The organism is Bacillus sp. LBG-1-113 (assembly GCF_020708615.1).
In the GTDB taxonomy this organism is placed as follows: domain Bacteria; phylum Bacillota; class Bacilli; order Bacillales; family Bacillaceae; genus Bacillus; species Bacillus mojavensis.
This window is the reverse complement of record NZ_JAJFDG010000001.1, coordinates 373868-385751: the sequence shown is the minus strand read 5'-3', so window position 1 is coordinate 385751 and position 11884 is coordinate 373868. Positions and strand designations below refer to the sequence as shown.

Below are 11884 nucleotides of genomic sequence, written 5' to 3'. Positions count from 1 at the left end.
CACTAATAAAGCTTATTGTCCTTATAGAAATCAATGTATCAGGTAAACTGCAGAAACTAAAGGGCCTTCTATATATTTTCTGCTAACAATAAGATATTGCTTGTTTTATGATCCCGCTCAGTTAGTGACATGATGTTTTTCCATACGGATATCTACCAATACACTTTTGAGGAACATAAAATACTTACCTTCATCATTTAATCCTTATTTATTCATAGACTCCGTATAAATGGCCGCTCATCAACTCAAACCAGTTTTGATACCGAAACCCACTAGCATGATCCCCGTTATTTTTTGAAAAGCTTTCTGGAACTTGGGATTTTTCATCCATTTTTTTGCGTAATCAATTATATAAACGAGAAAGAGGAACCATAACACCGCTAATAGGGTGAGAATCGAAGCTAATATAATAAGCTGCTGGTTTACATTTCCCTTCAGATTGATGAACTGGGGCATGATCGTGACATAGACCAAAACCGTTTTGGGATTGAGAATGTTGCTAAGAGACCCTTGCATAAAGGAAGATTTATAGTATCGTTTCGGAGAAATTGCTGCGGTTTTTGCTTGGGCTTGCATGTCGTCTAAAGAGAACATATTCTTTGCAAAAAAACTTTTTATCCCTAAATAAATTAAGTATGCTGCTCCCAAATATTTGATCGTTGTGAAAAGAATCACCGACTTGGCTATAACCATTGATAAACCTAGAATGGCAATAACCGTCCAAAAAGAAAGTCCCGTTGCCAATCCAAGAATATTATAACGGCCAGCCTTTGCGCCATACCTAAGGGTATTTTTCATAACAAGCATCGTATCTGCTCCTGGAATGATAACCATCATAGCAGCTATTGGTATGTATGCGAGTAAGCTGTGCATGTTCTTTCCCCCTTTAAATGAATCCCCCCATATATAGTGACTACAAAAGTAACTCCTTATAAAAAGTGTATCAATACGTTTGGAAAAAATCAATATGGTTTGTTAAAATAGCGATTACAAAGGCAGCGACTGCTTTTTATATTGGAGGATGTATGAAGGAGAATATATTAGACATTTTAAAAAACCTCAATTTTACCGAATATGAATCAAAAGCTTATCTGGCCTTATTGCAAGAATCGCCTTTAACAGGCTATGCGGTAGCCAAAAATTCGGGCGTGCCTCGTTCAAAAATATATGAAGTCTTGGAAAGCCTTGTCTTAAGGGGAGATATTTTTGTAAGTCACGGAAATACGCCCCAGTATGTCCCCGTGCCCGCTAAAGAACTGGTTAAAAACCGCCGGCTTAAAGCGGAAGAGAATTTTGACCAGGCTGAAAAATACTTTGAAAAATTTGAGCAGACCGCAAATGACCGGGAGAATATCTGGAATATCACCGGCCGCAATGAAATTCTTGAAAAGGTGAAGGCCTGTATATCATCAGCAAAAAAAAGAATCCTCTTAGAAATATGGAAAGAGGATTTTAAAGAAGTGGAATCAGAACTTAAACAGGCGGCAAATAAAGGTGTCATCGTCACCATTATTGCGTACGGAGAGATCGCATCTGATTTTGCTAATGTTTATCTTCATGATATGAGCAGTGAAATTACAGAAGAGTATGACGGACGGTGGCTTGTATATAGCGGAGATGATTCAGAAGTTGTAGCAGGTATTGTCTCTCTGGGGAACGATAGCCGCGCTGCATGGACAATGCATGTAGGGTTAGTCATGCCTATTACAGAAGTAATCATTCATGATCTGTATCTCATGGAAATTATGAAGAAGCATAGAGGGCTTTTAGAAGATAGTTTTGGAAAAAACCTCATCCAGTTACGCCGCAAATTTTCAATCCACTCAGATTTTAAAAAACATTACTTGGAATAGAACACATGATGCTTCCTGTATATTATGTAACCAAAAAACATGGCTCGTCTCCACAAGCCATGTTTTTTTATGCACTCACCAATTAAAAGGATCTTTTCCGTTTATTTTTAAGCAATTGATCCTCCCCTCCCGCTCCTGATCATTTTTTTAAAAAATGATATCTGCGCAAACTATTTTTTAAACTGCCTCGTCTATCCTAGGTAACATCCAACGATATACGTATATTCAAAAAGGAGCCCTTTATTGCAATGAAGAAAAAACAAACAATAAAAGCGTTGCTTGTCACGTGTATAACTGACCATAAGCAGGATTTCTACAGGTTAGCCTTCAGTTATGTGAAAAATCAAGATGACGCGTTAGATATTATTCAGGAATCTATAAAAAAAGCGCTCAGCTCAGTTGAAACGGTCAGAAACCCTGAGACGATAAAAAGCTGGTTTTATAAAATTTTAGTTCGTACAGCTATTGATTTTTTGCGAAAACAAAAAAAGGTAAAGGTGATGGATGACGAAACGATAGAGTTTTTAAGCTCCGGAAAGGAAGATCACTATAAGGACACTGATCTTCATGAAGCGCTCGACGAATTGCCATCCCACTATAAGACAATTATTATTTTGCGTTTTTTTGAAGACCTCAAACTAGAAGAAATTGCGGAAATTACAGGGGAAAACTTGAATACCGTCAAAACGCGCCTTTACAGAGCATTGAAGCTGATGCGCATTCAGTTGACGAAGGAGGATCTTTCTTAATGGATAAGAGATTACAGCAATTAAAAGAAGAATATAAAAATGTTCAGATTCCTAAAGAACTGGATATCATTGTCGAAAAAGCCCTTCAGCAAAAACCAAAAAAGAAAAGAATCGTCATGTGGCCGACATCAGCAGCTGTCGCGGCAGCTATTTTATTCACTGCACTTGTCAACATCAACCCAGATGCAGCTCAAGCTATGTCAAAAATCCCTGTCATCGGCAAGATCGTCAAAGCCATCACTTTTATTGAGATCAAAGAAGAGAAAGATCAATCAAGCATCGATGTCAAAACGCCTGCTCTCTCGGGACTTTCTAATAAAGAGCTTGAAAACAGCATCAACCAGAAATATTTGAAAGAAAGCAAGAAGCTATACAAAGAATTTATACAGTCCACATCCAAAAACAAAAAAGGACATCTCAGCATCTATAGTGATTACGAGACAGTAACAGATACGCCAGATTTAATTTCTATTCGGCGTGATATTGAAAAAACACAAGCATCATCTTACACACAAAGCCGTTATATCACAATTGACAAAAAGAACGATATCTTACTTACCTTAAAAAGCTTATTTAAAGATGACCGCTATATCAAAGTCATCAGCCAAAACATCAAAGAACAAATGAAACAGCAAATGAAGGAAGATCCAAATAAAATCTATTGGGTCACTGACGAGATTGCAGAACCATTCAAACACATTCAGCCTGATCAAACGTTTTATATTACAGAAGACCATAAACTTGTGATTTCATTTGATGAATATGAAGTTGCACCCGGCTATATGGGCGTTACAGAGTTTAAAATTCCGACCAGTGTCATCTCAAATCTGCTCATGGGAGAACGTTATGTTCGATAACAGAAAAACATCCATGTCATCCTCTGGCATGGGAGTTTTCCCTTTCGCAAAGGGACCTGACAACTATCAAGAAGGCGTAATCTCGCAGCCAAAGCAACAAGAATATCTGCACATTATTGGAGGAATACCATGTATCACAAGACACAACATCACCGCTACATCACTGGACTCGATGGCCTTCGGGCCTTTGCCGTCCTGGCAGTTATCGCTTATCATCTAAACTTTAAATGGGGCAACGGAGGCTTCATTGGAGTTGATATCTTTTTTGTATTATCAGGCTATTTAATTACTTCTATCATATTACCGGCACATGGAAATGATATCAGCCTTGATTTTCGGGACTTTTGGGTGCGCCGAATGCGGCGGCTTCTGCCAGCGGCATATTTTATGATCATTTCTGCTGTTATTTGGGTCGTCGTGTGCAACCGGGAACTATTGCACACTGTACGCGGAGATGCCATCTCTTCTCTCTTTTACATGAGTAATTGGTGGTTTATTTTTCATAAACTCTCGTATTTTGATAGCTTCGGCTCCCCGTCACCGCTTAAAAATCTTTGGTCGTTGGCCATTGAAGAGCAATTTTATATGATATGGCCGATGTTCTTGGTTGCTGGGATGTACATATTTAAAAACCGTGCTAAACTGGCGGCGGCGGTGTCATTGCTTGCGCTCTGTTCAGCCGTGATGATGAGCGTATTGTATGAACCCGGCGGAGATCCGAGTCGTGTGTACTACGGCACAGATACTCGTTCGTTTGAACTTCTCATAGGGTGTGCTATGGCTCTAATATGGCCGATGAAAAGACTGTCTTCAAACAGGCTGTCAAACAAACTGAAGCGCCTTTTGCATGTCACTGAACTTTCGGCGTTTTGTGTTTTAGTATTGTGTGTCTATTTTACAGATGAATACGAACCTTTTCTTTACAGAGGCGGAATGTTTTTAATAAGCACTACCGCAGCAGTCCTTATTGCATGTGTATCCCACCCGAGCAGCTTTTTGGGCATTCTGCTTTCATGGAGGCCTCTTCGTTGGCTTGGAACAAGGTCTTACGGTATTTACCTTTGGCACTACCCTGTTATTGTGTTAAGCACGCCAGTTCAAGAAATCGGAAACCCTGTTTTATGGCATATCGTGCTAAAGATCATCGCTACATTTATACTCGCCGAGCTTTCCTATCATTTTATCGAGAAGCCTATACGGACACAGGGATTTAGATCATTTTTTCGCCGTATTTTTATCCATAGAATCAGAGAATGGAAAACGACATCTGTCGTCAGCAAAATGTCAATTGGTCTCATCATTCTCGCTACACTTATTTTTGCGGGAGGGCTGTCTGGGCTAGCTGGGGAGCAAAAGCACCCCACCAAATGGACGTATAGCTCACAAGAAACAAACGGTGATACCAGCCAGGCTTCTGAGGATAGAAAGAAAGCTGAAGCCAATGAAGACAGTGAAAACAATCCCGAACAAAAGACAACAGACTCCAATCAAGATCAAAAGCAAAACAAAGATAATGAACAAGAGACTAGTAAAAATAAACACAAGCAATCTCAGCAGCAGAAAGAGCCGGCAGCTACTGATAAAGAAGTATTAGCTATAGGGGATTCCGTCATGCTTGATATCGCCTCCAGCCTTCGCCAGTCACTTTCACATGTCACAATTGATGGGAAGGTGGGAAGACAAATGTCTCAGGCTTTAGAATTGACACGGGAATACAAGTCTTTTAATCAGCCGAAGAAAGCTGTCATCATTGAGCTGGGAACCAACGGCTACTTTACAAACAGCCAAATCGATCAATTGCTTACATCTTTCTCAAAAGCTCATATCTATCTTGTCAATACACGTGTGCCCCGGCAATGGGAAAGCAAAGTGAATGAATCTTTACGGCAGCAGGCTGACGCGCGTGACAATATTACGTTGGTTGACTGGCATGCAGAAGCTCTCCAGCATCCGGAGTATTTCACCCCTGACGGCGTACACTTGGTTCCTCAGGGGGCTAAAGCTTTAACCGCTCTTATCGTTCAGGCAATTAAATAGATTAGCAAAAAAGAGGTCCTGCTGAGGACCTCTTTTTTGCTATAGATCAATTCCAGTTACAGGCCCATCGCATGCACAAATTGCTTTTAAAAAAGGATTGCCTGTCACATTGATGACATGGACCAGGCATAAAACCTAATCTATTGGAAATTTATATTCTGCATTCTAAAATTATTCCTTCCGTTTCGTTCTCAATTTCACTTAATATGATAATAATATTCGATCCGTTAGTCATACTGTCACCCCTTTCGTTTATGATTCATTAATATTACAATATATTTCACTTTATGTAAATAATTAGGTTTAAAAACCTCGCAATCTCTCTTCCTAACTTGAGAAATGGCTGGCTTATATATGGTTCTAATAATCTTTAATTCTAGCTGTGAAGACCTTATGTTTACCTATCGTTTCCGTGAGGGTAAGCAAATATAGAATGGAGGGGGGATCATAGTGTCAGCTAATGCAGAAAATGAAATGAAAAAGCAAATAAATCGGTATGAGCCATTTTTCAAAAAACGATATAAAGTTCTCTATACAGTAAACGATTTTATCATTGGCGCTTTATTTTTCATCGGTAGCTTTTTCTTCTTTTACGATGAATTAATGTCTGCAGGAATATGGCTGTTTGCAGTTGGCAGCTTCCTGCTTTTAATCAGACCGACGATTCGACTGGTTCATGATTTTCATTACAGAAAGCATCTCGAGCGTCAATATCAACAAGGAGTGTCCTCTGACTAGTTTGAAGAAGCGAACAGTCTGAAACCTGTGGGGCATTCAAGTGCCGGGTCTCAATCGGACAGTCTAACTCAAACGGCAGGATGATGGCAAAACGCTTGATTAAGTCAATAAAAAATCAAAGTCCAATACACAAATATATAACTTTATAACTATTTATATATAAAATAATACAAAAAAACCTAAAGTTTTATATCTTTCGGACGATAATAATAATAAGGCCGGCGCGATACTCCCTATAACATCCTTTTCAGTAGATTTCAATATCGTGCCGGTTTTTTTTCACATGCTAAAGTAATCCCGCCATCTCTGGCGGGATTTATTTTTACCTACATTCCTGTCCATACATCTTTTACATATCGTTTTTGATCTTGCAGCGTCTTCAGCCATTCTGCTGACGCTTCCTGACTTGCTCCTTTGTCACCTTCATAAGCCGCACGCAGAGTGTTCTCTACTTCAGGAGCCATATGCGCACCATCGCCGCATACATAAACGTGCGCACCTTTTTCGATCAGTGAAATTAATTTCTTTGCATCTTGTTTTAGCAAGTGCTGAACATATACTTTTGGCTCGTCTTCCATTCGTGAATAGCATCGATGGACTGTTACCAAACCGTCGTTTTCCGCCTGGTCAAGCTCTTCTTTATAAAGATCGTCATGATCAGGACGGCGGCACCCAAAGTATAAATGAGCTTCGCCAAGCGCACTTCCTTCCTTCTTCAGAACGGACCTGGCCTGGATGAAACCTCTGAATGGCGCAATTCCTGTGCCCGGTCCCACCATAATAAGAGGGGTTTCGGGATCATCAGGCAGCTGGAATCCAGATTGCGGCGTCCGAATGAAACAGGCAATCGTATCACCTTGACGGAGTCCGGCTAAATAATTGGATGCAACGCCTTTGTATTCTCCGCGTCCACTCCAAGCTGTCGCCTTTACAACTCCTACCGTCATACTGACCTTATTTGCTTTGACCTTCGGTGAGCTTGAAATTGAATAATATCTCGGCTTTAGTGATGGCAAAAGCTCTAAAAACCGTTCAAACGGCATTTCACAGGCCGGATAGTCCTCTAACAGATCCAGCATGGTCACACGTTTGGTCAGAACCTGTTCCTTGTACATTTCATCACTTGATATAAGCAATTCCAGCTCTTTTTTATGAGGCGGGCATACTGTATATGAAGCCAGCTCACGAAGCTGAAGCCTTGAAGCAGAATCCTGCAGCTCTACGTAGGATGATAATAACTCCGTCACTCTGATTGGCCGATCCAGCGGAAGGTGAGCCATATGCGGGCTTCCGTTCATTTTTATCACAGCGTGCGGCTGCAAATCGAATCGATTGAGAACCCGTTGAACCAGCTCTTGGCTGTTTTTCGGCAATATTCCGATGTGATCGCCTTCTTTATACGTTTTTGAGTCAGGGAGCTCCAATTCTATATGACGAGTTGAACGCAAACTACTTTCTGCCTGAAGCTCACGGTTTTCAAGAACGATACCTTCAAACGCGCCATACGCTTTAGCAAGCGGTGTCTCTGTTGCTTCACTGAGAAACGTAATGGATAGTGAAGGCTTCGCTTCTTTCTCGGTTATTTCGTTCACATGAAAGGCTTCCATTGTTTCCTTCCAAAAGCGGTTCTCCCAAGACTCGCGATGGCTTTCAAAGTCGTCAGCCGCATCTCCTTCCCCAATGGATGTCAAACGTGATGCTCCTTTTGATGCCATCATGTCATCGATAAGGCGAGGAATTCGCTGATACGTGCTGGCCCAGCTTCGGTTTCCGCAGCCGAATACCGCATAGGAAACATCCTTTAATTGACCTTCCTCCAACTCTCCCAGCCACTCGACAAAGCCAGCAGCATTATCAGGCGGCGCTCCATTATATGAGGCAGTCACAATGATAACAGCACCTTGGTCAGGGAGTTTTCCGATGTAATCATCAAGAGGTGCCGTTTCCGCTGTAAAGCCGAGCCGGCGCCCGTAAGCAGCCAGTTCACCTGCCATGCCTTCTGCTGTGCCGAGATTTGAACCGTAAAGAACGAGTAAAGGTGTGCCGTGTTTAGGTTTTGTCTCGTTTTCCTTCGTTTCGTGCGCGGTGCCAGTCTGTTCTTTTTTCTGAACATTCATTTGGACCGTTTTCCTTGGTTTCACTGTAATTTTAAAATCATCCGGTTTAATTGTTAATGCCTCTTTGATTTTGAGCTCATAACCGGTGTGATTTATCAATTCAAAGTGCTTTAACACAAGGCCGAGAACCATTGTCGCTTCTTGAAGCGCAAACTGCATCCCGATGCACGCGCGCTGGCCGTTTCCAAACGGTTTATACGCATGGTGAGGAATATTCTCAGGCTTCTCAAACCGTTCCGGACGAAAATCTTCTGCATCTTCACCCCAAGCGTTTTGGTCTCTGTGAAGTTTTGGGATCAAGACGGAGACGGGCTGTCCTTTACTGATAGGATATTCACCGCCTAAAACTGTATCCTCCTTGGCATAAAGAGAAAATGCGGGCGCTGTCGGATACAGCCTAAGCGTTTCATTGAGTACCATCCGGACATATTTCAGCTGCTGAATGTGTTTATATTCAGGCGTGTCTTCCGTTAACACGCGATCGGCTTCCTCTTGAGCTTTTTTAAGTTTTTCCGGATGTTTAAGCAGACAGTAAATCGCAAAGGAAAGCAAGCCGCTCGTTGTTTCATGGCCTGCGATTAAAAACGTGATGATTTGATATCTGATGTTTTCATCATCCAGTGTCTCACCCGTTACAGGATCTTTCGCATAAAGCATGAGCGATAACAGATCCCTAATATTTTGATCCGGATATGCTTTTCGCTCTGCTATTATTCTGTCGACCAGCGAATTCATCACTTCGATATCCTTTTGGAACTGCTGTCTCGTTTTGACCATCATCTTATCCTGCAGGCCCAGTCTTTTTGTTTGGTTCATTCCCTCTTTTAAAGCCCGGAGCATGCTGGTGATAAACGGATGCTGCGTATCACGGTAAAAGCTGTTAAACCGATAGTTAAATCCGCATAACCCGATGGTATCAAGCGTCAGGCGGGTCATATCGTCCGCCACGTCAATTTCTTCATTCGGATTCAGCCGGCTCCATTTTTGAATCAGCTGTGTCGCGATATCCAGCATCATAGAATGATAGCCTTTCATTGCTTTTTGACTGAAGCTCGGCAGTAGAATACGATGGGCTTTCTGCCAATTCGGCTCGTGCGTCCAGCTTGTAAACAATCCGTCTCCTCCGAACTCACGCACTTTCAGCAAGCCTTTTCCAAGGTTTTTGTCAAAGCGGCTCTCGTCACACACTTCAGCAACGAGTTCATGGCCTGATACGAAAACGCCGGATACACCTGGAAAATCAAAACGGAAAATCGGCCCTAACTCATCAGCAATCCGCCATAAGGATTGAGAAAGCTGTTCCTTTTCCAAATGCGGGAGATTTTTTAAAGGTCCGTATGTTTTCGGCTGAGGTATTGCACTTGCCTGTTTCATAAACATCTTCCTTTCTTTATTCTTCTGAAGTCAATGAATGAAGTTTAATCGCGTCCCAGCAGCACTGCTCCAATTCAGAAATCAAATCAGCATTCATCTCTATATCACCTTGTTGCATTAGCTGGTACAGCTTGAGAAATGCGCCTAATACAATCGCAATTAATACATTGGAGGGCAAGGAGCGGATCACTCCTTCTGTTTTTCCCTTGTTAAAGAAATCGTCAAGCATTTGAGTCAGGTTTTCTATCATTTTTTTGCTTGTTTCATTCAAATAGTGAGCATCCTTTTTCGTCTCAAGGAAAAAAAGCGCGTAGTCGCTCTCCTTCGTAAATTGAACGAGACAGCAAAATATGTGGCGAAAGCCCTCTCTGACAGGCATTTCTGAATAATTCCGCTTTACCTTTTCTGAAAAGCGCTGAATGCTTTCTTGAAACAAAACATTGACGAGTGTTTCTTTGCTGTCAAAGTAGCGGTAAATCGTGCCTGTACCAACTTCAGCTCTTTTTGCTATCATGGGGATGGTGGTGGCATCAAATCCTCTTTCCGTAAAAAGCGATAGCGATGCCTTCATGATCAAATCGTATTTACTGATAAGTGCGGATGCCATGTAAACTTAAAACCTCCGTTTCTTTTAGGAATGAATATTCATTCCGCTTGTTCATAAATGATATCCACTCTGCTACGAATCACCTCTTACCCATACTTATGTTTATAGTTTATATGAAAAAAACTTTTTTTAATATAAATGCTATGCAAAATATATAAAATTAAGAAAATATACCCAATTCCCTAGATGTCAGAAGTCTGGATATATTTCCCGAGAAATTTTTTATTTAACAGCAATTATACAAAGACACGAATCACGTTCGATGACAGAAATGTCTCTAAAATGCTGATCTTGCAGCAATTGAATATATTTTTTCTCGCTTTTTTCTGCATTGTTATCAATACTGATGTAAAATCGGCCGTCAATTTGAAGCACTCGATAAATCTCTCTTAATGCGAGCCTGACATCAGTACAAGTCTGAACCGTATGTAACGAAAACACTTTATTGAAGGTACGGTCTTCAAAGGGGATCCTTTCCGGATGGCCATAGAGAATGTCCCCCTGATCTGTTTTCGTTTGCTTTCGGATTGCACGGGACATCTGTCTTACTTTTCGCTTAGAAGAGTCGATGCTTTTGATGCTTCCCTTTTCAAGTTTTTCCGTTATTTTCTTAAAGGCAGAGCCGTTTCCGGTTCCAATTTCTAAAATTCTGTCATTTTCTTGTATGTCTATAGAATCAATCATCATATGCTCAATTGTTTTCGTTTGCTTATATTTCCTAGAAAATAATTTCAATAGGTTGGATCGTTTATAAAGTTTGTTTTCTAGCATCTTAAACACCTGCTTTTGGTTTCCTATGTTTATTTATTATATTGAAAAAATAAACATCGCTTCATTTCTTATACAGAATGAAGATATCAACTAGACGGCAATGTGTTTAGAAATGTTTCAACAGAACTGAACATTTTCATTTTTTCCCGCAAAAAAGGCAGAAAACAAAATGTTTTCTGCCCGCTTTTTAATGCCAATGATATGGGAACATATACAGCCTTTGCTGCTGGGTCGCAGCCAGTCTCTGCTGACGGAATGGATTGCCATAGCCGTGTTTGAAGGAATGCGGCATGGATGCATAACCATGGCCTATCGACGGCAGCCTTTTTTGTTGAAAGTTCATCATGCCATCACCTGCCCTTACATAAAGTGCTCTGCTTTTTTATGATATGCAGGACAGCATTTCCTTGACAGCTTCATTCGCTACACTTGGTCCTTCTCCATCGTATAATGCATCAATAGTTCCATTTTAAGCATATGTCATCTCTCCCTTCCTGTTTTTTATTTGCTCTTAGCGCCAGTTTGTCAAATAAAGATGTTTCAGCTGAGATTCTTTCATTTCATCATAAATCTGCTCGATCTGCTGTTCTCGTTCGAACTCTTCCGGGCTTTTAAACCGTTTGTTGATCGTTAAAGTCAAAAAGAATAGGTTAATCGTCATATCGCTCACCCCCTTTCAAAGTCCGCTCCAAGCGAAATAACCCGCGGCATCTCCCTGCTGCGGGCACATAAAAAACCGCAGACAAAAGAAGACACCCATCCTCTACTGCCTGCGGGGAGT

At 41.1% G+C, this 11884-nt stretch carries 11 protein-coding genes; 5 read left to right on the top strand and 6 right to left on the bottom strand.

Annotation, left to right across the window (positions count from 1 at the left end):
• Positions 1-240: 240 nt before the first annotated feature.
• Positions 241-873 (bottom strand): LysE family transporter, encoded by a 633-nt coding sequence (locus LJF29_RS01945; protein WP_010335077.1) that lies wholly within the window; start codon positions 871-873, stop codon positions 241-243.
• Between the two features lie 152 nt (positions 874-1025).
• On the opposite strand from LJF29_RS01945, the gene LJF29_RS01940 reads away from it, so the two are divergent.
• From LJF29_RS01940 to LJF29_RS01920, 5 genes are all read left to right on the top strand, one after another.
• Positions 1026-1853: a TrmB family transcriptional regulator gene (locus LJF29_RS01940; RefSeq protein ID WP_010335078.1), complete on the top strand. Its 828-nt coding sequence runs from the start codon at positions 1026-1028 to the stop codon at positions 1851-1853.
• Positions 1854-2101: 248 nt separating this feature from the next.
• Positions 2102-2602, top strand: coding sequence for an RNA polymerase sigma factor SigV (gene sigV / locus LJF29_RS01935; RefSeq protein WP_229146699.1), 501 nt, complete (start codon positions 2102-2104; stop codon positions 2600-2602).
• On the top strand, positions 2602-3459 hold the full coding sequence (rsiV, locus tag LJF29_RS01930; protein WP_229146698.1) for an anti-sigma-V factor RsiV: 858 nt from the start codon (positions 2602-2604) through the stop codon (positions 3457-3459). Before sigV ends, rsiV begins: the two co-directional genes overlap by 1 nt.
• A gap of 129 nt (positions 3460-3588) precedes the next feature.
• Complete coding sequence (locus tag LJF29_RS01925; protein ID WP_229146697.1) at positions 3589-5496, top strand: acyltransferase family protein; 1908 nt, start codon at positions 3589-3591, stop codon at positions 5494-5496.
• A gap of 474 nt (positions 5497-5970) precedes the next feature.
• Complete coding sequence (locus LJF29_RS01920) at positions 5971-6234, top strand: YrhK family protein (RefSeq protein ID WP_032731316.1); 264 nt, start codon at positions 5971-5973, stop codon at positions 6232-6234.
• Positions 6235-6560: 326 nt separating this feature from the next.
• Here LJF29_RS01920 and cypB read toward each other — a convergent pair whose 3' ends face one another.
• From cypB to LJF29_RS01895, 5 genes are all read right to left on the bottom strand, one after another.
• On the bottom strand, positions 6561-9725 hold the full coding sequence (cypB, locus tag LJF29_RS01915) for a bifunctional cytochrome P450/NADPH--P450 reductase CypB (protein ID WP_229146695.1): 3165 nt from the start codon (positions 9723-9725) through the stop codon (positions 6561-6563).
• A gap of 16 nt (positions 9726-9741) precedes the next feature.
• On the bottom strand, positions 9742-10332 hold the full coding sequence (locus LJF29_RS01910) for a TetR/AcrR family transcriptional regulator (protein WP_168748327.1): 591 nt from the start codon (positions 10330-10332) through the stop codon (positions 9742-9744).
• Positions 10333-10554: 222 nt separating this feature from the next.
• Positions 10555-11103: a class I SAM-dependent methyltransferase gene (locus LJF29_RS01905; protein ID WP_229146694.1), complete on the bottom strand. Its 549-nt coding sequence runs from the start codon at positions 11101-11103 to the stop codon at positions 10555-10557.
• Positions 11104-11290: 187 nt separating this feature from the next.
• On the bottom strand, positions 11291-11449 hold the full coding sequence (locus LJF29_RS01900; protein ID WP_229146692.1) for a hypothetical protein: 159 nt from the start codon (positions 11447-11449) through the stop codon (positions 11291-11293).
• A 165-nt stretch (positions 11450-11614) separates the two neighbouring features.
• Complete coding sequence (locus tag LJF29_RS01895) at positions 11615-11764, bottom strand: YrzI family small protein (protein WP_003237348.1); 150 nt, start codon at positions 11762-11764, stop codon at positions 11615-11617.
• Positions 11765-11884: the final 120 nt, after the last annotated feature.

Coding starts and splice junctions, on each gene's coding strand:
- LJF29_RS01905 (WP_229146694.1), bottom strand. CDS start 11,103: ATGCTAGAAAACAAACTTTATAAACGATCCAACCTATTGAAATTATTT.
- LJF29_RS01895 (WP_003237348.1), bottom strand. CDS start 11,764: ATGACGATTAACCTATTCTTTTTGACTTTAACGATCAACAAACGGTTT.
- rsiV (WP_229146698.1), top strand. CDS start 2,602: ATGGATAAGAGATTACAGCAATTAAAAGAAGAATATAAAAATGTTCAG.
- LJF29_RS01940 (WP_010335078.1), top strand. CDS start 1,026: ATGAAGGAGAATATATTAGACATTTTAAAAAACCTCAATTTTACCGAA.
- LJF29_RS01920 (WP_032731316.1), top strand. CDS start 5,971: ATGAAAAAGCAAATAAATCGGTATGAGCCATTTTTCAAAAAACGATAT.
- LJF29_RS01910 (WP_168748327.1), bottom strand. CDS start 10,332: ATGGCATCCGCACTTATCAGTAAATACGATTTGATCATGAAGGCATCG.
- LJF29_RS01900 (WP_229146692.1), bottom strand. CDS start 11,449: ATGATGAACTTTCAACAAAAAAGGCTGCCGTCGATAGGCCATGGTTAT.
- sigV (WP_229146699.1), top strand. CDS start 2,102: ATGAAGAAAAAACAAACAATAAAAGCGTTGCTTGTCACGTGTATAACT.
- LJF29_RS01945 (WP_010335077.1), bottom strand. CDS start 873: ATGCACAGCTTACTCGCATACATACCAATAGCTGCTATGATGGTTATC.
- cypB (WP_229146695.1), bottom strand. CDS start 9,725: ATGAAACAGGCAAGTGCAATACCTCAGCCGAAAACATACGGACCTTTA.
- LJF29_RS01925 (WP_229146697.1), top strand. CDS start 3,589: ATGTATCACAAGACACAACATCACCGCTACATCACTGGACTCGATGGC.